The organism is Ciceribacter sp. T2.26MG-112.2 (assembly GCF_900492205.1).
GTDB classification, from domain to species: Bacteria; Pseudomonadota; Alphaproteobacteria; order Rhizobiales; family Rhizobiaceae; genus Allorhizobium; species Allorhizobium naphthalenivorans_A.
Window position 1 is genome coordinate 1 of record NZ_UEYQ01000005.1, and the last position, 19,749, is coordinate 19,749.

Consider the following 19,749-nt stretch of genomic DNA (forward strand, 5'->3'; position numbering starts at 1 on the left):
CGGTCGATATTGCCGGACGAGTGTTCCACATTGGGGCCGCTGCGGCTGGCGGATTCCAGGGCGAAGGCGGAGGTCGTGCCGGCAAGCGAGGCGATGACGGCGGTTGCTGCGATGAGGTTCTTCATGGGAATTATCCTTTCTGAGTGAGGTTCACCCAGGTCGGCAGATGGAGTCGGCCTGAGAGGTTGGGGCTGTTCCGGTTATTCGTGGGAGGGCGTGCCGACGGTGACGCCGCGGCCGGAATCAAAGCCGTAGATGACATTGAGATTGCTGCTGTCGACTGGTGCGCGGTCTGCCTTGGCGCCCGTATCCCGGATGATGGAGCCGACGACCGTACGGTCGATATTGCCGGACGAGTGTTCCACATTGGGGCCGCTGCGGCTGGCGGATTCCAGGGCGAAGGCGGAGGTCGTGCCGGCAAGCGAGGCGATGACGGCGGTTGCTGCGATGAGGTTCTTCATGGTGTCGTTCCTTGATGTCTTCCGATTGGAAGCGGGGGGTAAATCGGATCGAACTGTTCGGTTCGATGAGTGTTATTTGCGCCCGGAACTTGAAGATTGCAATAGTTAGTTGCGCGCAATCGAACTCTTTGGTTCGACGTTACGTCTGCCCCTTGAAATTCCGTTCTAAGAATTAGTCTATTTAAAACAACTGGATAAGGCGTCATTCCTTGTCGGGAAAAGATGCAAAATGGGCCCGGTTACGCATTGTCAACAAAATGTGACGTGCCAATCTCGACCCTTGCGATCGGTGTTTCTGCCTACCGAAAACGCTTGACGAAGACCTCTCAACCCCTTAAACAGAACCGTACCGTACGGTACTTGAAAGATGTCCATCGTGCAGACCGAAACCGCCAATGCCGAATTTTCGCCGCGCCAGAGCGCCGTTCTCGCCGAAGCCTTGAGGCTTCTGGTGGAGGGGGGCGACAAGGCATTGACGACGGCCGGCCTGGCGCGGGCGGCCAATTGCTCCAAGGAGAGCCTGTATAAGTGGTTCGGCGATCGCGACGGGCTGCTCTCGGCGATGATTTCCTACCAGGCGAGCAAGGTTCGCACCTTCGAGCGCCCCGGCGAGCGGCTGACGGCGGCAAGCCTTGCCGAGCACCTGGAGGTGTTTGCCCACGACCTGCTCGAGGTTCTGGCGGGAGACGTGTCGCTGGCGCTCAACCGGCTGGCAATCGGCCAGACCAATCGCGACGGCTCGAAGCTCGGCACGCTGTTGCTCGAACGTGGGCGGCGGCAGATCGACCGGCGGGCGAGGGCGCTGCTGGACGCCGGCCAGCGCGACGGGCTGTTGCGCTTCGCCGACGGCGAGGAGGCCTATCGGACGCTTTACGGGCTGATCGTCTCCGACATGCACGTGCGCATGCTGCTCGGCGACATGCCGCAGACAAAGAGTTTCGCTGCCAGGGCGGAGAAGGCGGTCAACGCCTTCCTCACGCTCTACGGCACGGAAAAGGTTCTGGCCGGCCGCGACGGGGGAACCCGTTCCGGCCAGCCGGTCAATGACAGTCACCACAACCGACAAGCATAGGGAAGGAACTTAAAATGCGCGTCTATTACGATCGTGATGCCGATCTCAATCTCATCAAGGCGAAGAACGTCGTCATCGTCGGCTACGGCTCCCAGGGCCGCGCCCATGCGCTGAACCTCAAGGATTCGGGCGCGGCCAATGTCGCGATCGCGCTCAAGGCCGGCTCGCCGACCATCAAGAAAGCCGAAGCCGACGGCTTCAAGGTCATGACGGTCGCCGACGCCGCCAAGTGGGGCGACCTGATCATGATGGCGACCCCGGACGAACTGCAGGCCGACATCTACAAGGCCGACATCGCCGGCAACATCCGTGACGGCGCGGCGATCGCTTTCGCCCACGGTCTCAACGTCCATTTCGGCCTGATCGAGCCGAAGGCTTCGCTCGACGTCGTGATGATCGCGCCGAAGGGCCCGGGCCACACCGTTCGCGGCGAATACCAGAAGGGCGGCGGCGTTCCCTGCCTCGTTGCCGTTCACCAGAACGCCTCGGGCAACGCCCTTGAACTCGCTCTCTCCTACGCCTGCGGCGTCGGTGGCGGTCGTTCGGGCATCATCGAGACCAATTTCCGCGAAGAATGCGAAACCGACCTGTTCGGCGAGCAGGTCGTCCTCTGCGGCGGCCTGGTCGAACTGATCCGCGCCGGTTTCGAAACCCTGACCGAAGCCGGCTACGCGCCGGAAATGGCCTATTTCGAATGCCTGCACGAAGTGAAGCTGATCGTCGACCTGATCTATGAAGGCGGCATCGCCAACATGAACTACTCGATCTCGAACACGGCCGAATGGGGCGAATACGTCACCGGTCCGCGCATCATCACCGCCGAGACCAAGGCCGAGATGAAGCGCGTGCTGCACGACATCCAGACCGGCAAGTTCACCTCGGACTGGATGCAGGAATACCGCGCCGGTGCCGCCCGCTTCAAGGGCATCCGCCGCATGAACGACAGCCACCAGATCGAAGAAGTCGGCACCAAGCTGCGCGCCATGATGCCGTGGATCGGCAAGAACAAGCTGGTCGACAAGTCGGTCAACTGAGGCGGTAGGCAATAGCCGATAGGCAGCAGGATTTGAGGGCCGGGAAGGGCAACTTTCCCGGCCTTTGCTATGGTTGCTTCGGGTGGAAACGCACGTTTTGCAGATGCTCGAAATGCTGGTCGCACGTCAGAAGATCTGCGTCATTGCCGATTGCGGTCGCATAGACGATGGCATCAGCCATGGCGAGTTTATGTTCGCGGGCTACCTCGGCCGCCAAGAGCGCGATGCGGCTGTCCAAGGGGGCGACGATGCACGTCATCGTGAAGGCCAGAAGGCTATCGCTGATGCTTTCCCCGCGTTCGCGATTGAGCCATTTGGCCAACTCGTATTGACCGATCGTCGGAACGATGCAGTTCTCGGTTTGGGGGAAATCGTCCGCCAGGGCATCCCCCGTTTTGCTGCCAAGCAGCCATTCGATCCAGGCGGACGTATCGACGACCCGTTTCAAAAGCGGTCGCTTCGGTCGCGAATATCGGACGCGTCAGCGCCCTTGGCGATGCCCTTGAGTTCTGCGAGCTCGGGAACGGGCATTACCAATACGCCTACGCCTTTCGGAATGAAAACGAACCGCTGACCCGCCTTCCAGTTTTGCCGGTCGCGAACGTCCTTGGGGATGGATATCTGGAACTTGGATGAAAGTGTTGCGGTCTCCATCTCTTACCTCGTCTGCATCGATGGCCTTCGTTAAAAATATAGCACGATCCGTCGACAGTTGCGAGGTAGCCGCGCAGTGAGGGCATCGTGTCGGGGGGGGGGTGATCGACTGGCTCGATAGGTCAGCATTATTGACATATCTTCTATCGTGTGGTCATTTTCACCCTCAACGATAGAACGCAGAGGAAACCCCCGTGCTGAATTGGGATCATGTCTTTGCCACGCGCATGTCACGCATGCGCGCCTCTGAAATCCGCGAACTGCTGAAGCTTCTGGAGCGGCCGGACATTATTTCGTTTGCCGGCGGCATTCCCGATCCGACGCTGTTTCCCGAAGAGGCATTCAAGGCGGCCTATGCGGAGATTTTCAGCGGCGACCGGGCGGCGGCGGCGCTGCAATATTCGGTCAGCGAAGGCTACAGGCCGCTGCGCGACTGGCTGCGGGGCGAAATGGAGAAGATCGGCATCCCTTGCACCGCCGACAATATTTTCATCACCTCCGGCTCGCAGCAGGCGCTCGATTATCTCGGCAAGCTGTTCCTGTCGCCGAAGGATACGGCGCTCGTCACCTGGCCGACCTATCTCGGCGCGCTTCAGGCCTTCAATGCCTATGAACCGAACTACGACCAGCTGACGCTGGCCGGCAACCGCACGCCGGAAAGCTACAAGGCGACGGCCGAAAATCTGGGCGGGGCGGTCAAGTTCGCCTATCTTTCGGCTGTTTTTTCCAACCCGACCGGCGAGACGGTATGCCTTGCCGAGCGCGAGCGTCTGCTGAAGCTTGCCGAGGAACTCGACATCGCCCTCATCGAGGACGCGGCCTATCAGGCGCTGCGCTATGACGGCGAGGCGATCCCGCCGATCCTTTCGCTCGAGATTGCCGAGAAAGGGTCGATCGAGGAGACCCGCACCATCTATTGCGGCAGTTTCTCCAAGACGCTCGCGCCCGGCCTGCGGGTCGGCTTCGTCGTCGCCAACCAGACCGTCATCCGAAAGCTGGTGCTGATGAAGCAGGCGGCCGACCTGCATTCCTCTTCGATCAACCAGGTCGCCATCGCCCATGTCGCCGTGCGGCATTTCGATTCGCAGGTCGCCAAGATCCGCGCCGCCTATAGCGCGCGGCGGGACGCGATGCTGAAGGCGCTTGCCACCTACATGCCGGCCGGCACGACCTGGACCCGGCCGGAGGGCGGCATGTTCATCTGGGTGACGCTGCCGGAAGCAATGGACGGGGCCGAGCTTTTGGCGTGTTCGGTCGAGACCGAAAAGGTCGCCTTCGTCCCGGGCCAGGCCTTCTTTGCCGACCGGTCGGGCGCCAATACGCTGCGGCTCTCCTTCTCCTGCGCCAACGAGACGATGATCGACGAGGGGATCAAGCGCCTCGGTCGGCTGGTCCAGGGCGCGCTGGCCGCCGCCGCCTGAGGACCAACGGGATCGTCCTGGAGCGGTGGTGGCGTGGTCGCCGGCCTAGCGGCTGGTCGTCTGCGGCCCGTAGGGCCATCGCAGCCAGACCTTCCGCCGGACTGCACCGCTGCGGGGTCGTCGCTGCTTAACCTTGTTGGCGGAAACCGGCCCGGCGAATGCAGCCCGGCGTTGAAGGGGCACGGGGTTGCGTGACATGTTAAGGGCTGGCATGGGAAACCGAGGAGGGGGCATGCGGTTCCTGGCATTCGACGGCTTGAGAGGCCTGTTTTCGCTGCTCGTGGTCCTCGCGCACGTGCCGGCGGCGACGGTGCTGCGTCAGTCCGGCCTGAGTGCGACGGGCGATACGCTCGTCGATCTGTTCTTCGTCTTCAGCGGCTTCGTCATCGCCGCCGGTTACGAGACGCGGCTGCTTCAAGGATACGGCACGGGCCGCTTCCTCGTCGAGCGGCTCGGACGCATCTATCCCATCCACTTCGTCATGCTGATGGTTTTCATTGCCACCGAGATCGCCTTCGCCACCGTGCTCGGTTCGCTCGGGCAGCAGGGTCGGGTGCCCTTCGAGGGGGACAAGGCGGTGGAGGCGATCTTCACCCATCTGACCCTGATCCATGCCTGGAACGTCCATGACATGCCGACGTGGAACTACCCGACCTGGAGCCTGTCGACGGAGTGGGCGGCCTATATCGTCTTCGCGGTTGCGCTTCTTGTCCTGCGCCGGCGCTTCACAACTGCGGCCGTGGTCGGGATCGGCGTCTCCATCCTGGTCTTGCTGACGGTCGCCCCGAACGGCATGAAGTCCTACCACGATTATGGCGTGTTCCGGTCGATCCTCGGCTTTTCGGCCGGTGTGCTCGCCTATCGTGCCTTCGACGCCCTGAACCGCCGCCAGGCTTTTTCCGCGCTTTCGAGGCCGGTCTTTACGGCTCTGGAAGTCGGTGGACTTGCCGGGCTGTTCGGGTTGCAGGTGGCGTTCGGAGCTACGGATTTCGCCGTCGCGCTACCGCTCGTCTTCACGCTGCTGATGATCGTGTTCGCCTATGGCAAGGGCCATGTCTCTGCCCTGATGGGCAGCCGGCCGCTCGTCTATCTCGGTACGATTTCGCTGTCGATCTATGTCGTGCACGTCTGGATCATCATGCGCGCCGGCAATGTGGCGGCGCTCGCCGAACGGCTGACCGGCCTGGATCTCGTCACTTACGTCGCGGAGGGCGATTCACGCCATCTCGAACTCGCGCTGCCGCCGCTTGCGGCAAACCTCCTTGCCCTGCTGGTCGTTGCCGGCGTGGTACTCGTCAGCCACTTCACCTATCGCTACGTCGAGCTTCCCGGCCAGGCACTGTTCCGCCGCCTGGCGAAACGCCTGTTGCCGGCGGACACAGGGCCGGGACGGGCCGTGACCGTAAACCCCTGAGGGTGTCGCTTGTTTGCGGCGGATGCGACGGTTTTCAGTCCCGGGCGAGCACGATGACCATGTCTTCCGGGTGATACTGGATCGGATCCGAGCGGGACGGGTTGACCGTCACACCGCCGAGATTGCGGGTGTCGGCCTCGTCCTCGCGCTGGCGACGGTAGCCGATGGCGATCTCGCCGCGACGCAAGGCCGCGAGTGCCACGGTGAAGAAGTTCACCGGACGGTCGATCGCCACATAGTCGCTCATCGGGCGCATGTAGATCTCCGAGCCGTCCTCGTCGAGCAGTTCGGCAAAGATCGCCGCCATGAACTCGTTCTCGGAGGCCTGGGCGAGCATCAGGCTAACCAGCTTGTTGCTGACGACGAAGTCGTCGGCGCGCGTCACCTCGGCAAGCTCGCGGTTGCGCACGTCGGTCATTTCGCTCACCACATTGATGTGGCAACCGGCCCGCTCGGCGATCCTGCGGATATGCAGGAGGGTGATCAGCGTGCGCGTATCGGCCGACTGCATGCTCATGTCGTCGCTGTAGCCCAGCACCAGGACGTGGTCATAGCTCGGGATGTCCAGGCGATCGAGGGCGGTGCGGCTGCTGGTGTCGATCTCGTGGTATTCGATCGCCATATTGCCGTTTGGCAGCCGCAGACCGGCCATGTCCGCCTTGAATTGCGGCGTGTCGGCTGCGATCGTCAGATGCGAGCCGGGGGTGACATAGCGGCAGAGTTCGGAGGCGATGAGCGGGCCGCGGCGGTTCCAGCCGAGCACCAAGGTCCGTTCCGGCCCGGCAGGGCGCCTCACCGCAGGCAGGATCGCCTCCTTGGCGAGAGCAACGTCATTGCCCCAGGTCTTGATCGAGTCGTCGTCCTCGGCGATGATCACGACCCGTTCGCCCGGCTCGATCAGCCGGTTGGGGGCCGGGTTGAGGTGGATCTTGCCGGCGCGGTCGCAAAGGCCGATCAGCGTGCAGTTCTCATAGGCCATGACGCCGGCGGCGAACGGCTTGCCATGCAGCGCCGGTTGCTCGAGCGTGTAGATTTCGCAGCCGTCGAAATCGAGCAGCTCGGAATAGACGGCCGACAGGCCGGACTGCCGGCTGGTATGGACGACGATCCGCGAGATCAGGTCGTCGGCCAGCACCATCTGCATTTCCTTACCGCCGACGATGCGGGCGACCTCGGCATTGTGCGCGTCGCGGATCTCGGCGGCGATCATGTAGGGCTCAGGGCGGCGCTTCGGATCGTTGACCAGCGCCAGAACCGATTTGATGACCTGCGAATCCGGATCTTCGTCCTCGGGTGAGAGCACGATGATCGAGCGGGAGTTCTGCGGATTGACGATGTCGAGGTCGTAGAGATCGGTCGGGTCGCCGCTGCGGCAGATGATCTTGGTGTTCTTCAGATCGGCCACCTTGGTGGCGATCTCGTCTTCCATCTCGACCTTGTCCTTGTTCGCCATGATGACGATGCGGGGTCGCCGGCGGCTCTGGTTGGCGATCACCAGCTCCGAAATGACGTCGAAGATCGAAGACGACCAGTTGAGGATGATCGTGTGGTCGGTCTCCAGTACGCGCGAGCGGCCCTTGCGCAATTCGTCGAGCTTGTTCTCGAGGCCGGAGCTGATGACGCCGATCAAGGCGGAGAAGACGAAGATGCCGGCGAGTGTCACGACGAGCGCGACAAGGCGGAAGCCCCAGCCCTGGTCGCCACCCATGGTGCCGGCGTCGAAGGTGCGCATCAGCGATGCCCAGGTGCCCTCGATAAAGGAGACCGGTTCGCCGCCTTCCGGCGCGATGCCGGTAATGGCGAGAAAGGCGCCGGCCAGCGAGATGACCACCAGCGAGATCAGGGCCAGCCACCCGATCAGCGCCACCGCGCCTCCGGCCATGCTCTTGTCGAACTCATAGCGCATGCGCGCCCGCCAATTTCCGCCCGTCTTCATGCTGATGCTTTCATCTGGTCTTTGAGAGGTAAGTAAATCCGCCATTGCAGGAAATGCCAACTCCCGCAACGTCCAAGCTTCGCAAGGTTGAAGAAAACCCATAAAAGTCCAATGGCAAGGACAAGGTGAGGGGCCGCCGTGCCTCCATGACGACGGGCCGCAGGCGACCGGCGCGATTTGGCTGTCGAAAAAAGCTGAATGTCATCCACGTGTTATACATGCGCACTAAGCAGCGACATCACATCCACACGAGGACGTTCCGATGAAAACCCTGCTTTCCGCTTTCACCGCCCTTGCGGCCTTCGGTTTCATGGCGGTTTCCGCCAACGCCGCCAATCTGGTGCTCTACACCAGCCAGCCGAACGAGGACGCGCAGGCGACCGTCGACGGCTTCATGGCCGCCAATCCCGATATCAAGGTCGACTGGGTGCGCGACGGCACGCCGAAGATCATGGCCAAGCTGATGGCCGAAATCGAAGCCGGCAATCCGGCCGCCGACGTTCTGCTGATCGCCGACACGGTCACCATGGAGCGCATGAAGCAGGCCAACCATCTCCTGGCCTACAAGTCGCCGGAAGCGGCCAACTATGACGCTGCCCTCTATGATGCAGACGGCGCCTACTATTCGACCAAGCTGATTACCACGGGCATCATGTACAACACCGCGGCTGCCATGAAGCCGACCAAGTGGGCCGACCTCGCCAAGCCGGAAGCCAAGGGTCTCGTCACCATGCCGAGCCCGTTGACCTCGGGCGCCGCGCTCATCCATGCCCAGACGCTGGCTGGTGTTTCCAGCCTTGGTTGGGATTACTACAAGGCGCTGCAGGCCAATGGCGCCATCGCCGCCGGTGCCAATGGCGGCGTGCTGAAGGCTGTCGCTTCGGGCGAGAAGGCCTATGGCATGGTGGTGGACTTCATGCCGATCCGCGAGAAGGCCAAGGGCGCTCCGGTCGAGTTCATCTTCCCGGAAGAGGGCGTTTCTGCCGTCACCGAGCCGGTCGCCATCCTGTCGACCACCAAGAACGAAGAGGCCGCCAAGAAGTTCGTCGACTACGTCCTGTCGGAAAAGGGCCAGGAAGGCTTCCTGAAGCTCGGCTACATTCCGGCCCGCAACGGCATGCCGGTTCCGGAAGGTTTCCCGGCCCGTGACACGATCAAGGTCCTGCCGATCGACCCCGCCGCAGCCCTCAAGGCGACGGACGCCGACCTGAAGACCTTCTCGGGTATTTTCGGCACGAACTGATCGAACGGATCAATGCCGCATCACCTTGCCAAAGCGAACAGCCAGCCCCGCTGGCTGTTTCCTTTTGTCGTCTCGTTCGTCGCTCTCCTGTGCGTCCTGCCGCTGGCACGGCTGGTCGCAGCCGGCATTTCCACGCTGTTCTCCGGTCGCGCCCTCGACCTCCTCGAGGAACCGGCCGTGTGGTCGGCAGCGGTCAACACGCTCACCACCTCCTTTTTCGGAATGATCGCCGCGGTCGCGATCGGCGGGCTGTTCGCCCTGGCGCTGACGCTTGCCGAAGTGCGCGGCAAGTGGCTGCTGAGCTTCCTGTTCATGCTCCCGACGATGATTCCACCACAGGTTCAGGCGCTTGCCTGGGTCGGCATGTCCGGTCCGTCGAGCCCGCTATTGAAGGCGCTCGGCATCGCGCCGCCGATGGGAAGTCCGCAGCCGCTCTATTCGGTCGGTGGCATTGCGCTTCTTTATGGCGTCCAGCACGCGCCGCTGGTCTATCTTTCGCTCAGGGCCGGCCTTCTCGCCCTGCCGCGCGACGGCATCGAGGCGGCCAAGCTCGCCGGGGCCTCGCCGTGGCGGGTGCTGAAAGACATCATCCTGCCGCTGTCGCTGCCGGGCATCATCGCCGGGGCGGCCATTGCCTTCGTCTCCGGCGTGGGCAATTTCGGCATTCCCGCCATCCTCGGCCTGCCGGCGCAGATCTACACGCTGCCGACGCTGATCTATTCGCGGCTGGCGAGCTTCGGCGGCAATACGTTCGGTGACATCGCCGTGCTGTCGGCGATGATCGGCCTGATGGCGGTCGCCGGCCTGCAGATCCAGGAACGGGCGCTCAGGGGCCGGGACTATCGTGTCATTGGGCTGTCCGGCGCATCGGCAACCTTCCGCCTCGGACGCTGGCAGTCGCCGCTCGACGTTTCCTTGTGGCTCCTGCTGCTCATCATGCTGATCGCGCCCTTCTTCGCGCTTGTCTCCGCCTCGCTCGTGCCGGCCTATGGCGTGGTGCTGTCGCTCAAGACCGCGTCGCTTTCCGCCTATGAGGAGATCCTGTTCCGCCAGACGGTGACGAGGACCGCCTTTGCCAATTCGCTCTTCCTTGCGGGCACGACCTCGTTCGGGCTTCTCGTAATCGGCGTGCTGGCCGGCTACACGCTGACGCGCGGCACGAGCCGCTGGACCGGTCTGCTCTCGGCGATGATCGAAATCCCCTATGCGCTGCCTGGCATCGTCATTTCAGTCGCCTTCGTGCTGGTCTTTGCCGCACCCTTGCCCGTTCTCGGCGTCACCATCTACGGGACGATCTGGATCATTCTTGCGGCCTATTTCGCCAGCTTCCTTGCGGTCGGGCTGAAACCGGTGGTGAGCGCACTGCGCCAGCTCGACCCGGCGCTCGAGGAGGCGGCGCGGCTGTCGGGCGCCAGCTTCTACCGCCGGCTGTTCGACATTATCGTGCCGCTGATCGCGCCGGCGGCCGGCGCCTCGGTGATCCTGGTCTTCCTTATCTCCTGCAACGAGCTGACGGTCTCGGCCCTTCTGTGGTCGGCCGGCACCCAGACGCTCGGTGTCGCGATCTACAATCTCGACGACAGCGGTTCCTACGATCTCGCCTCGGCCCTTTCGGTCCTGGTGGTGCTGATGGTCGTGGTGTTGATGCTGCTGCTCGAACTGATGGCGGCACGGCTGCCGAAAGGAGTCGTCCCATGGCGAAACTGATCCTGCACAAGCTTTGCAAGGACTACGGCACGGGGCGGCCGGCGGTCGACGACGTATCGCTCGACATTCGCGAGGGCGGCTTTCTGGCGCTGCTCGGGCCATCGGGCTGTGGCAAGACCACGGTGCTGCGCATGATCGCCGGGTTCGAGACCCCGAGCGACGGTTCGATCCTGCTGGGTGAACGGGTGCTGGCCGATGCGAGCGGCGTCATTGCGCCGGAAAAGCGCAACATGGCCATGGTCTTCCAGTCCTATGCGCTGTGGCCGCACATGACCGTGGCCGCCAATGTCGGCTATCCGCTGAAGGTCAGGGGCATTTCCGGTGAGCGCTACCGGGCGAAGGTGACGGATGCGCTCAAGGCCGTGCGGCTCGAGGCCTATGCCGAGCGCCGACCGGCGGACTTGTCCGGGGGGCAGCGGCAACGCGTGGCGCTGGCGCGCTGCCTGGTGACGGCGCCGGACGTGGTGCTGCTCGACGAGCCGCTGGCCAATCTCGACCGGCACCTGCGCCAGGAGATGGAGGAGACGTTCCGCGAATTCCATGCCCGATCCGGCGCGACGATGATCTACGTCACCCACGACCAGGCCGAGGCCATGGCGCTGGCCACCGATGTGGCGGTGATGTCGGAGGGAAAGCTCCTGCAGGTGGCGCCACCGGCCGAGATCTATGCGCGACCCGAGGGACGTCTGGTCGGTGGTCTGATAGGGCAGGGGGTGATCCTCACACTGCCGGAGCGGGGCGCCGACCGGCGTGATCTGGGATGGGGCGAAATCCTGGCACGGCTGATCTCCGGTCAGGCGGACGAGCCGTCGATGGACGTGCTGGTGCGGCCGCAGGACGTCGTGCTCGGCGGCGACGGGCTTCCGGCGGAGGTCGAAGGCGTGTTGTTCGAGGGCGAGCGTTATGCCCTGCGGCTGAAGCTCGGCGACGGCCGGTTGCTGCGCGCCTACAGCCGGACGGCCTGCACCGAGGGCGAACGGGTGGCGGTGACGATCACCGCCGGTTGGCGCCTCTAGAGTTTGCCGTCTACTGCGCGCCCGAGCAGACCCAGCGCGCGACGCGGCAGCCGGCGCTGTGTTGGTTGCAGACGCCGATCGCCTCAAGTTCGGCCCGACGGCGGTCGGAGCCCCAGCCCGAGCCCCAGCCGCCGTTCTGGCCGACGGCAAGCGCGCCGCAGGCGTTCTTGAACCAGATCGCCACGCGGCAGTCGCGGGCGCGGCCGGAACATTCGCGCAGGGCCCGGCGCTCGGCATCGGCGCGGGTCGAGAAGGAGTGCGACCAGCCATCGGCGCGGGTCGTTGGCGAATAGGCGATCGCGCCGTAGCTGTCGGCACGGGCGGTGGTCGGGGCAGCGGCGGTGAAGGCCAGGATGAGGACGGCCAGGAAGGCTGACAAGGATCGGATGGCGTGCATGGAGAATTCCCCCGGTCATGCGTGATCTGAGGATCATAGGTTGAACGGCGCTGCGGGCGAAAGGACGTTTTTGGGGGCATGAGACCGGCCTGCGACGCTCTGGCCCTTTCGCACGCGGCACGGCGGCTCTAGGTTGGACCTTGAAACACGGAACGAAAAGCCATGACGCTCAGACTAGGCAGCTTCAATATCGAAAACCTGATGACCCGGTTCGATTTCACCGGCTTCCGCAACCAGTTGCGCAAGGATCGGGTGCTGCACCTGTTCGACGTGCGAAGCGAGCAGGACTATCAGCGGCTGGAAGCTGCCCGCGTCGTCGCCTCGACGGACGATACGCGCCAGCTTTCGGCGCTTGCCATCGCCGATGCCGCCGCAGACATCCTGTGCCTGCAGGAGGTCGACAGCATGGAGGCACTCAAGGCCTTCGAATACGGCTATCTGTTTCGCATGGTCGGCGCCGGCTATCGCCACAAATATCTGGTCGAGGGCAATGACAGCCGCGGCATCGACGTCGGCGTGATGATGCGCGACGAGACCCGCGACGGCGAGAAGATCGAGATTGTCGACATCCGCAGCCATGCGGCCTTGACCTATGGCGACCTCGATCTGTTCACCCCGGAACTTGCCGCCAATGCCAAGCCAGATGATCGGATCTTCAAGCGCGATTGCCTGGAGCTCGAGCTGAAGATCGGCGGGCGGCCGCTGGCGCTCTATGTGGTGCACCTGAAATCGATGAGCAACGGCCGCGACGGGGCCGACGGGCGAAGCTACACCATGCCGGTGCGCGAGGCGGAGACCAAGGCGATCCGCCACATCATCGAGGCGCGTTTCGGCAAGGGGCAGACCGCGGACAAGAACTTCGTCATCTGCGGCGACATGAACGACTATCAGGAGCGGGTGGACGTGATCGGCGACCGCCGCTCGGGCTATCGATTCGTTCCGCGCGACCGGCTGGAGAGCGCGCTCGACGTCTTTTCTGTCGACGGCTTTGCGGAAAACGTCATGCTGCGGCGCGACCCGCTCGACCGCTGGACGCTTTATCACGCGCGCGGGCCGGAGGAGCAGCATCTCTGCCAGCTCGACTATCTCTGGCTGTCTCCGGCGCTCGCCCGCAGGAATGCGGACAGGACACCGGAGATCATTCGCAATGGCCAGCCGTTCCGCACGCCCTTTCCCGAGGGGCAGGCGGTGGAGCGCTATCCGCGGATCGGCTGGGACCGGCCGAAGGCTTCCGACCACTGCCCGATCGTCATGGAGCTGGAGCTTTGATGTTCGATCGTGACGAGCGCTCCGCTGACGCGCCGCCGCCCGAAGGGCAGGTCTTTCCGCTGCAAGGGGTGCGGCTGCGCGTGCTTGAGGGCGAGCATCCCTTCCATCGGGACAATTACCGGGCCGCGACCTCAAACTGGCAGGCGGAAATCGCCGCCAAGCCCGCGCTTTTCGACGGGCGCATGATCTTCCAGCATCGGCTGAGGCTCGAAGAGGGCGTGCTCGAGGGGGAGGGCTATGTCGTTCCCTATTCGACCTACCTCTGGTGGAGACGGCAGCCGGACGGCGCCGGCGGGCGGCATGTCTTCGCATTTCCGGTGATCGCCTCGGCCGATGGCGCGCTGATCGCGGTGAGGATGGCGGAGCATACCGCCAATGCGGGCCAGGTCTATTGCGCTGCCGGTTCGCTCGACCCCGACGACGTCGTCGACGGCTATTGCGACATTGCCGGCAACATGGCGCGGGAGGTGCGCGAGGAGACCGGTCTCGACCTTGGCCAAGCCGTCACCGACGGGCGGTATTTCGCCAGCTATCGCGGCCGGCGCCTCACCATCCTGCGGCTTTATCGCTACCCGCTGACATCAGATGTCCTTCTGGATCGCATCGCCGCGCATATGGCGATCGACGAGGAGAAGGAGATCGCCGGGGCGGTCGCGATCCGCTCGGCCGATCCGGACGCGCATCCGTATAATCCGGCCATGTTGCCGGTTCTCGACTGGTTCTTCGGCGGGGCGTCCTGACATCGCTTGCTTGCGCAAGCGGCGAAGGTCGGGCAGTCTCTGGCCAAATCGATCCATGCCTGCGGAGGATGCCTTGGCGCGACACTATTCGATCTACGACGTCTTTACCGAGCGCAAGCTGGCCGGAAATCCGCTGGCGGTGATCTTTGACGGCGAGGATCTCTCCGACCAGGCGATGCAGGCGATAGCCGCGGAAACCAACCTGTCGGAAACGGTGTTCGTACAGAAGTCCGCCAATCCGGCCCACTCCGCCCGTATCCGCATCTTCACGCCGGCGCGCGAACTGCCGTTTGCCGGGCATCCGACCGTGGGCACCGCCGTGGCGCTGGCTGAGCGGGCCTATGGCAAGGAGAGTGGCGGGCTCGACCTCGTCTCGGTGCTGGAGGAAAATGTCGGGCCGGTCCGCTGTGCGGTGCGTCTGCGGGACGGCGAGGCGAGCTTTGCCGAATTCGACCTGCCGAAGACCTCCGTGCGCCACGAACTCGCGCTGGAGCGCCAGGGGATAGCCGACGCGCTTGCCTTGAAGGCGACCGATATCGGTTTCGAAAACCATGTTCCCTCCGTGTGGAGCGCCGGCGTGCCTTTTCTCATGGTGCCGGTGCACAATCTGAGCGCGGTGGAAGGCCTGGATTTCGATGCGCAACTGTGGGAACGCATCGCACCGCTCTGCGAGGGCAGCCTGACCGCGGCCTATGTCTACTGTCGGGGCGGGGTGCATCATGCCGCGAAGTTCCATGCGCGGATGTTTTCCACCGACATGGGCATCGTCGAGGATCCTGCGACCGGTTCCGCGGTCGCGGCGTTGTCCGGCGCGATCCACCATTTCGATGGATTGCCCGATGGCCATCATCCGCTGATGATCGAGCAGGGCGTGGAGATGGGCCGGCCCTCCTACATTCATCTGCACATCGATACCAAGGATGGCGCGATCAGCCGGGCGCGTATCGGCGGGCAGGCGGTGCGGATCGCGTCCGGAATTCTCGAACTCTGAAAACAAAGGGATTTTGCCGGTTTTTGAATTTTTTTTGAAAATCGGCGAAGTTTTTTCTCCCCGGTGCTGGACAACATCGGCGATGCTGTTTATACGCCCTCTCACACCGCCGGAAGGCGCTGGTCGGGTGATTAGCTCAGTTGGTAGAGCAGCTGACTCTTAATCAGCGGGTCGTAGGTTCGAGCCCTACATCACCCACCATTTTCAATCAGATGGACGTATTCTTCGAAGTTTTGCCGCAACTCGCGGGCGACGCGTTTTGTCGGATGCGTGACGCGCCTGCTTGAACGCAGAATGCCTCCTCGACCTGTTTCTGCGCCGACCTCTCTGGCCATTATTGGTACTAGCTGGCTTTTATCCGAAGCACGGATTGCGTCTTGTCCGAAGTGCCGAATATGTGGTCACGCCCAATCTCGGGCATGGAGCATTGCAGTTACATGAAACGCGTATTGTCCGCCGCCGGCATGCTGGCCGCCGTTCTTTTTTCGAGCACCGCCCAGGCTGAGGACCTGGTCTTCACGCTGACCAACGGCACGAATTCGGTGCTTACCCATTTCTACACTTCGCCGGTCGGCGTCGAAAGCTGGGAAGGCGACGTCTTCGGCGATCAGGTCCTCGAGCCGGGCGAGAGCATTCAGTTGACCATCGCCGACGGCCGCACCCAGTGCGAATACGACATGCGCTTCGAATTCGCCGAGAGCTCGGATCTCGACACGACCGAAGACACGCAGAACCTCTGCGAGATGGGCTCGTACACGATCCACGAATAAGCGTCCTTTTGGCCCCCATCTTGCCTCTCTTGGGGCCGTCGGCGGAGAACGCCGACGGCCCCTTCTGTTTCCGGTAGCGCATCGGCGGGGTGATCCGAGGGAGCCCTTTGCCGGCTATGCGGTGGAGTTGGGGTTTGTTCGCTGGCCCTGCGCACGCGATCTGACCGGAATGCTCGTTTGTTCCGCCGGCGAGACATGACCGTTCCCCCGATGTTCACGTATTTTGAACGAATCTGCCCATTTATGCCTGTGGATAGCTGTGGATAACTTTCTTAGCCGGCTTTGTAGCTTGCTGCGTGACGGGACTGCGGCAGCACGAAGGGTACGCATGCCGCGGGCAGCCGGCCGACCGTGCCGCCAATGCCATAGACGGCCGAAATGATGGCGTCGTCGATGACCGCAAGCGGCGTTCCTTCGGACATGATTCGACCCCGGTGCATGATGACGAGGTGATCGGCGAATTCCGCCGCCAGGTTGAGGTCGTGCAGGATGGCAAGAACCGCACCGCCACGGCGGGCGAAATCGCGGGCGGTTTCCAGCACGCTGATCTGGTGGCCGATGTCGAGGCTCGATGTCGGCTCGTCGAGGAAGAGCGCGCGGGCGCGTCCTTGCTCGACGGGATGCGGCACCTGCGCCAGCGCGCGGGCAAACTGCACGCGCTGTTGCTCGCCGCCCGACAGCGCCCGATAGGCGCGAGCCTCGAAGCCTTCCAGCCCGACACGGGCGAGCGCCTTGCGGGCGGCTTCGGTCGGGTCCCGGCTGCCATGGGCGATGGCGCCCATGCGCACGACTTCGAGCGCGGTGAACGGGAAGGACAGCGTGGTCGCCTGCGGCAGCACCGCGCGATCGGCTGCGAGTTCGACCGCCGAAAGGCGCGAAAGCGGTCGATCATGGCAAAGCACTGCGCCGCGGTCGGGAGAGAGTTCTCCTGACAAGACCTTGAGCAGGGTGGATTTGCCGGCGCCGTTCGGGCCGATCACCACGGTGAAGATCCCGGGGGAGAGTGTGAGATCGACGTCATCGACCAGATTGTGGCCGTCCCGGATGATGCTGACGTTTTGTGCAACGATCATCACAGGCCCTCCATCGCGGCGCGGCCATTGCGGCCGAGCAGCAGGATGAGGAAAACCGGTGCGCCGAGAATGGCGGTGATGATGCCGATCGGCAGTTCCGCCGGGGCGGCAATCGTGCGGGCAATGCTGTCGGCGATGAGAAGCAGGCCGGCGCCGCCGATCGCGGAGGCCGGCAGCAGAAAGCGGTGGGACGGGCCGATGGCGAGCCGCAGGAGGTGCGGAACGACGATGCCGACGAAGGAGATCGAGCCGGCGACCGCCACCGTCGCGCCGCAGGCGGCGGCCACCGCGAGGATCGACAGCCGCTTCAGCCGCTGGACCGGCACGCCCATGTGGAAGGCGGCGGCATCGCCCAGCACCAGCGCATCGAGCCCCCGGGCGACGAACGGCAGGGTGGCGAGGACCAGCAGGATGAAGGGCAGAATGGCCAGCACCTTGGCATAGGTAGCGCCGCCGAGCGAACCGAGCGACCAGAAGGTGATATCGCGCAGCGCCCGGTCGTCGGCGATGAAGATCAACAGGCCGGTCGCCGCGGCGCTCATTGCACCGATGGCGATGCCCGACAGGATCAGCGCCGTCGTCGAGGTCTGGCCGTTGCGGGTGGCGATGGCATAGAGCAGCAGGGTGTTGGCAAGCCCGCCGGCAAAGGCCATGAGCGGCAGGAACTGGTGGCCGAAGAGGGACTGGAGGGGGGCCAGCACCGTGCCGCCGAGGACGATCGCGCAGACCGCGGCAAAGGCGGCGCCCGAGGTTACGCCGACAATGCCGGGATCGGCGAGCGGATTGCGAAACAGGCCCTGCATCATCGCACCCGAAATGCCAAGGCCGGCGCCGACGAGAAGGCCCAAGGCCGTGCGCGGCAGGCGGACCGCTTCGAGGATGATGCGGTCCTGCGCGTCCAGATTGCCGATGTCGCCGGCGATATAGGCCAAGAGATCCTTCAGTCCGACCCCGGTCGGGCCGCTTACCAACGATAAAAGCACGGCAGCGGCGAGTAGGGTGAGCAACAGGAGGATGACGACGATGCCGAGGCCGGAACGGTCGCCGGGCGGCGAGTGCCGCCCGATCAGGGTGGTAACCGCGCTCATGGCTTGACGGTATCCGGATAGAGTCTTGCCGCAAGATCGAGTGCTGCGGCGGGTGTGCGTGGCCCAAGGCCGAGAAGGTAGAGGCCGTCCATGGCGATGAAGGCGCCGGTTTTCGCCGCCGGGCTGGTCTGCAGCGCGGGCAGGGCAAACGCCTGTTCGGCGGTCAGGTGAAGCTGCGGGTTGTCCATGACAAGGACCACGTCGGGGGCCGCCGCGATCACCGCCTCGTCGCTCAGCGGCTTATAGCCGGTAACGTCGCCTGCGGCATTGACGCCACCGGCGAGCCGGATGATCGCATCGGCGGATGTGTTCGTGCCGGCGGCCATGACGCGGCCGTTGGAAAGCGACAGGGCGAACAGCACGCGTTTCTTCGGCGCGCTGATCGCCGCGATTTTCTGCTTGAGCGCCGAAAGGCCGGCATCGACGTCGGTCGCCAGCTTCTCGGCGGCGTCCGGCGTGCCGACCGCGGCACCGACCGCCCGGATCTTGCCGGCAATCGCCTCAGCCTCCGGCGGCGTCGGGATGGAGACCATGGCCACGCCCGAGGCCTTGAGGATGGCGATCGCATCGGCCGGACCGGCGCCCGCCTCGGCGATGATGAGGTCCGGCTTCTGCGACAGCACGCCTTCGGCAGACAGCTGGCGGATATAGCCGACATCGGGCTTGTCCGCAGCGCTCTGGGGATAGGTGCTGGTGCTGTCGACCGCGATGACCCGCTCGCCTTCGCCGAGCGCGTGGATGATTTCCGTCACCGTGCCGCCGATCGAGACGATGCGCTGCGCGCCGCTGGGGCTCGATTGGGCGAGGGTGGCGCCGGCGGGGGCGACGATGAGGAGGAGGGCGGTGGCGAGCGTCCGTGCCGTCAGCCCGAGCGATCCGAATTGATCCATGCTTGTGAAATCCTATTGCCAATAATTGTGCGCTGCCGCCAAACTGGGTCGGCGGCCCTGCAGAAATTCGAGGGCCGCTGCCGGCGACATTTAACTTGACACAAATACACAAGTTTAAATACCAAGGCAACGCAAGGTGGTGGCCGGGCGGGCGGCCGGTGATGGTTGAATGCCGGCGCCCCGTCCGACGCTTGGCCGTCCCACCGATCAGAGAAAGGATTTTTGACAGATGTTTATTGCCATGAACCGTTTCCGCGTGGTTCCCGGTCATGAGGAGGCATTCGAGGCCATGTGGGCGAACCGCAAGGGCCGACTGGCCGAAGTGCCGGGCTATGTCGAATTCCACATGCTGAAGGGCCCGAAGGCGGAGGATCATTCGCTCTATGCCTCGCATGCCGTCTGGGAGACCGAGGAACACTTCAAGGCCTGGACCAAGTCCGAGCAGTTCCGCGCGGCCCATGCCCGCGCCGGCGAATCCAAGGTGCAGTATCTGTCCGGCCCGCATTTTGAAGGCTTCGAGGTCATCATTCATGAGGACCGTGACGGCAAGCGCGTCGACGAGGCCGCTTGAGG

At 63.9% G+C, this 19,749-nt stretch carries 20 protein-coding genes and 1 tRNA gene; 13 read left to right on the forward strand and 8 right to left on the reverse strand.

What is annotated here, in order from left to right; all coding sequences use genetic code 11:
- Window positions 1-200: 200 nt before the first annotated feature.
- Window positions 201-461 (reverse strand): hypothetical protein, encoded by a 261-nt coding sequence (locus DYZ14_RS09650; protein WP_154720480.1) that lies wholly within the window; start codon window positions 459-461, stop codon window positions 201-203.
- 367 nt (window positions 462-828) lie between these two features.
- Here DYZ14_RS09650 and DYZ14_RS09655 point away from each other — a divergent pair, with 367 nt between their 5' ends.
- Complete coding sequence (locus DYZ14_RS09655; RefSeq protein WP_154720481.1) at window positions 829-1,533, forward strand: TetR/AcrR family transcriptional regulator; 705 nt, start codon at window positions 829-831, stop codon at window positions 1,531-1,533.
- Window positions 1,534-1,547: 14 nt separating this feature from the next.
- Complete coding sequence (ilvC, locus tag DYZ14_RS09660; RefSeq protein WP_115669207.1) at window positions 1,548-2,567, forward strand: ketol-acid reductoisomerase; 1,020 nt, start codon at window positions 1,548-1,550, stop codon at window positions 2,565-2,567.
- 67 nt (window positions 2,568-2,634) lie between these two features.
- Here ilvC and DYZ14_RS09665 read toward each other — a convergent pair whose 3' ends face one another.
- Together DYZ14_RS09665 and DYZ14_RS09670 are read right to left on the reverse strand one after the other, a co-directional pair.
- Window positions 2,635-3,015, reverse strand: coding sequence for a type II toxin-antitoxin system VapC family toxin (locus tag DYZ14_RS09665; RefSeq protein ID WP_154720482.1), 381 nt, complete (start codon window positions 3,013-3,015; stop codon window positions 2,635-2,637).
- Entirely contained in the window at window positions 3,012-3,221 is a 210-nt protein-coding gene (locus DYZ14_RS09670) for an AbrB/MazE/SpoVT family DNA-binding domain-containing protein (protein ID WP_154720483.1), read from the reverse strand. The genes DYZ14_RS09665 and DYZ14_RS09670 overlap by 4 nt, the downstream gene beginning before the upstream one ends.
- Window positions 3,222-3,415: 194 nt before the next feature.
- On the opposite strand from DYZ14_RS09670, the gene DYZ14_RS09675 reads away from it, so the two are divergent.
- Together DYZ14_RS09675 and DYZ14_RS09680 are read left to right on the forward strand one after the other, a co-directional pair.
- Window positions 3,416-4,642, forward strand: a complete 1,227-nt coding sequence (locus DYZ14_RS09675) for an aminotransferase-like domain-containing protein (protein WP_154720484.1) — start codon at window positions 3,416-3,418, stop codon at window positions 4,640-4,642.
- Window positions 4,643-4,874: 232 nt separating this feature from the next.
- A complete protein-coding gene (locus DYZ14_RS09680; RefSeq protein ID WP_195949892.1) occupies window positions 4,875-6,056 on the forward strand; it encodes an acyltransferase family protein in 1,182 nt (393 codons plus the stop codon).
- A gap of 34 nt (window positions 6,057-6,090) precedes the next feature.
- Here the strand turns inward: DYZ14_RS09680 and DYZ14_RS09685 are convergent, their stop codons facing one another.
- Entirely contained in the window at window positions 6,091-7,992 is a 1,902-nt protein-coding gene (locus DYZ14_RS09685) for a CASTOR/POLLUX-related putative ion channel (protein WP_154720486.1), read from the reverse strand.
- Between the two features lie 262 nt (window positions 7,993-8,254).
- On the opposite strand from DYZ14_RS09685, the gene DYZ14_RS09690 reads away from it, so the two are divergent.
- Genes DYZ14_RS09690 through DYZ14_RS09700 form a run of 3 tightly spaced genes read left to right on the forward strand, consistent with a single transcriptional unit; the run spans window position 8,255 to window position 11,958 of the window.
- Window positions 8,255-9,235, forward strand: a complete 981-nt coding sequence (locus DYZ14_RS09690) for an ABC transporter substrate-binding protein (protein WP_154720487.1) — start codon at window positions 8,255-8,257, stop codon at window positions 9,233-9,235.
- Between the two features lie 12 nt (window positions 9,236-9,247).
- On the forward strand, window positions 9,248-10,942 hold the full coding sequence (locus tag DYZ14_RS09695) for an ABC transporter permease (RefSeq protein ID WP_154720488.1): 1,695 nt from the start codon (window positions 9,248-9,250) through the stop codon (window positions 10,940-10,942).
- Window positions 10,930-11,958, forward strand: a complete 1,029-nt coding sequence (locus DYZ14_RS09700) for an ABC transporter ATP-binding protein (RefSeq protein ID WP_154720489.1) — start codon at window positions 10,930-10,932, stop codon at window positions 11,956-11,958. Before DYZ14_RS09695 ends, DYZ14_RS09700 begins: the two co-directional genes overlap by 13 nt.
- A gap of 10 nt (window positions 11,959-11,968) precedes the next feature.
- Here DYZ14_RS09700 and DYZ14_RS09705 read toward each other — a convergent pair whose 3' ends face one another.
- Window positions 11,969-12,355 (reverse strand): DUF4189 domain-containing protein, encoded by a 387-nt coding sequence (locus DYZ14_RS09705; protein ID WP_154720490.1) that lies wholly within the window; start codon window positions 12,353-12,355, stop codon window positions 11,969-11,971.
- 162 nt (window positions 12,356-12,517) lie between these two features.
- Between DYZ14_RS09705 and DYZ14_RS09710 the strand changes: the two genes are divergently transcribed.
- From DYZ14_RS09710 to DYZ14_RS09730, 5 genes are all read left to right on the forward strand, one after another.
- Window positions 12,518-13,624, forward strand: a complete 1,107-nt coding sequence (locus DYZ14_RS09710) for an endonuclease/exonuclease/phosphatase family protein (protein ID WP_154720491.1) — start codon at window positions 12,518-12,520, stop codon at window positions 13,622-13,624.
- The gene (locus tag DYZ14_RS09715) at window positions 13,624-14,364 is read left to right on the forward strand and encodes an NUDIX hydrolase (RefSeq protein WP_154720492.1); all 741 of its coding nucleotides are present in this window, start codon (window positions 13,624-13,626) and stop codon (window positions 14,362-14,364) included. The genes DYZ14_RS09710 and DYZ14_RS09715 overlap by 1 nt, the downstream gene beginning before the upstream one ends.
- A gap of 73 nt (window positions 14,365-14,437) precedes the next feature.
- The gene (locus DYZ14_RS09720) at window positions 14,438-15,355 is read left to right on the forward strand and encodes a PhzF family phenazine biosynthesis protein (protein ID WP_154720493.1); all 918 of its coding nucleotides are present in this window, start codon (window positions 14,438-14,440) and stop codon (window positions 15,353-15,355) included.
- Between the two features lie 125 nt (window positions 15,356-15,480).
- Window positions 15,481-15,556: transfer RNA gene (locus tag DYZ14_RS09725), tRNA-Lys, on the forward strand.
- 236 nt (window positions 15,557-15,792) lie between these two features.
- Window positions 15,793-16,125 carry a hypothetical protein gene (locus DYZ14_RS09730; RefSeq protein WP_154720494.1) on the forward strand — a complete coding sequence of 111 codons (333 nt, stop codon included), beginning with the start codon at window positions 15,793-15,795 and terminating at the stop codon, window positions 16,123-16,125.
- A gap of 272 nt (window positions 16,126-16,397) precedes the next feature.
- Here DYZ14_RS09730 and DYZ14_RS09735 read toward each other — a convergent pair whose 3' ends face one another.
- From DYZ14_RS09735 to DYZ14_RS09745, 3 genes are read right to left on the reverse strand one after another with little or no spacing between them, the layout of a single operon-like run.
- Window positions 16,398-17,198, reverse strand: coding sequence for a heme ABC transporter ATP-binding protein (locus DYZ14_RS09735; protein ID WP_154720495.1), 801 nt, complete (start codon window positions 17,196-17,198; stop codon window positions 16,398-16,400).
- Window positions 17,198-18,286 carry a FecCD family ABC transporter permease gene (locus DYZ14_RS09740; protein ID WP_154720496.1) on the reverse strand — a complete coding sequence of 363 codons (1,089 nt, stop codon included), beginning with the start codon at window positions 18,284-18,286 and terminating at the stop codon, window positions 17,198-17,200. The genes DYZ14_RS09735 and DYZ14_RS09740 overlap by 1 nt, the downstream gene beginning before the upstream one ends.
- Complete coding sequence (locus DYZ14_RS09745; RefSeq protein WP_154720497.1) at window positions 18,283-19,176, reverse strand: heme/hemin ABC transporter substrate-binding protein; 894 nt, start codon at window positions 19,174-19,176, stop codon at window positions 18,283-18,285. The genes DYZ14_RS09740 and DYZ14_RS09745 overlap by 4 nt, the downstream gene beginning before the upstream one ends.
- A 229-nt stretch (window positions 19,177-19,405) precedes the next feature.
- Between DYZ14_RS09745 and DYZ14_RS09750 the strand changes: the two genes are divergently transcribed.
- Complete coding sequence (locus tag DYZ14_RS09750) at window positions 19,406-19,747, forward strand: antibiotic biosynthesis monooxygenase family protein (RefSeq protein ID WP_154720498.1); 342 nt, start codon at window positions 19,406-19,408, stop codon at window positions 19,745-19,747.
- Window positions 19,748-19,749: the final 2 nt, after the last annotated feature.

Excerpts from the sequence above, each read along its gene's own strand:
- DYZ14_RS09655 (WP_154720481.1), top strand. The coding sequence starts at position 829 with ATGTCCATCGTGCAGACCGAAACCGCCAATGCCGAATTTTCGCCGCGC.
- DYZ14_RS09710 (WP_154720491.1), top strand. The coding sequence starts at position 12,518 with ATGACGCTCAGACTAGGCAGCTTCAATATCGAAAACCTGATGACCCGG.
- DYZ14_RS09670 (WP_154720483.1), bottom strand. The coding sequence starts at position 3,221 with ATGGAGACCGCAACACTTTCATCCAAGTTCCAGATATCCATCCCCAAG.
- DYZ14_RS09730 (WP_154720494.1), top strand. The coding sequence starts at position 15,793 with ATGAAACGCGTATTGTCCGCCGCCGGCATGCTGGCCGCCGTTCTTTTT.
- DYZ14_RS09650 (WP_154720480.1), bottom strand. The coding sequence starts at position 461 with ATGAAGAACCTCATCGCAGCAACCGCCGTCATCGCCTCGCTTGCCGGC.
- DYZ14_RS09700 (WP_154720489.1), top strand. The coding sequence starts at position 10,930 with ATGGCGAAACTGATCCTGCACAAGCTTTGCAAGGACTACGGCACGGGG.
- DYZ14_RS09680 (WP_195949892.1), top strand. The coding sequence starts at position 4,875 with ATGCGGTTCCTGGCATTCGACGGCTTGAGAGGCCTGTTTTCGCTGCTC.
- DYZ14_RS09695 (WP_154720488.1), top strand. The coding sequence starts at position 9,248 with ATGCCGCATCACCTTGCCAAAGCGAACAGCCAGCCCCGCTGGCTGTTT.
- DYZ14_RS09735 (WP_154720495.1), bottom strand. The coding sequence starts at position 17,198 with ATGATCGTTGCACAAAACGTCAGCATCATCCGGGACGGCCACAATCTG.
- DYZ14_RS09690 (WP_154720487.1), top strand. The coding sequence starts at position 8,255 with ATGAAAACCCTGCTTTCCGCTTTCACCGCCCTTGCGGCCTTCGGTTTC.
- DYZ14_RS09685 (WP_154720486.1), bottom strand. The coding sequence starts at position 7,992 with ATGAAGACGGGCGGAAATTGGCGGGCGCGCATGCGCTATGAGTTCGAC.
- DYZ14_RS09705 (WP_154720490.1), bottom strand. The coding sequence starts at position 12,355 with ATGCACGCCATCCGATCCTTGTCAGCCTTCCTGGCCGTCCTCATCCTG.
- DYZ14_RS09740 (WP_154720496.1), bottom strand. The coding sequence starts at position 18,286 with ATGAGCGCGGTTACCACCCTGATCGGGCGGCACTCGCCGCCCGGCGAC.
- DYZ14_RS09715 (WP_154720492.1), top strand. The coding sequence starts at position 13,624 with ATGTTCGATCGTGACGAGCGCTCCGCTGACGCGCCGCCGCCCGAAGGG.
- DYZ14_RS09750 (WP_154720498.1), top strand. The coding sequence starts at position 19,406 with ATGTTTATTGCCATGAACCGTTTCCGCGTGGTTCCCGGTCATGAGGAG.
- DYZ14_RS09745 (WP_154720497.1), bottom strand. The coding sequence starts at position 19,176 with ATGGATCAATTCGGATCGCTCGGGCTGACGGCACGGACGCTCGCCACC.
- ilvC (WP_115669207.1), top strand. The coding sequence starts at position 1,548 with ATGCGCGTCTATTACGATCGTGATGCCGATCTCAATCTCATCAAGGCG.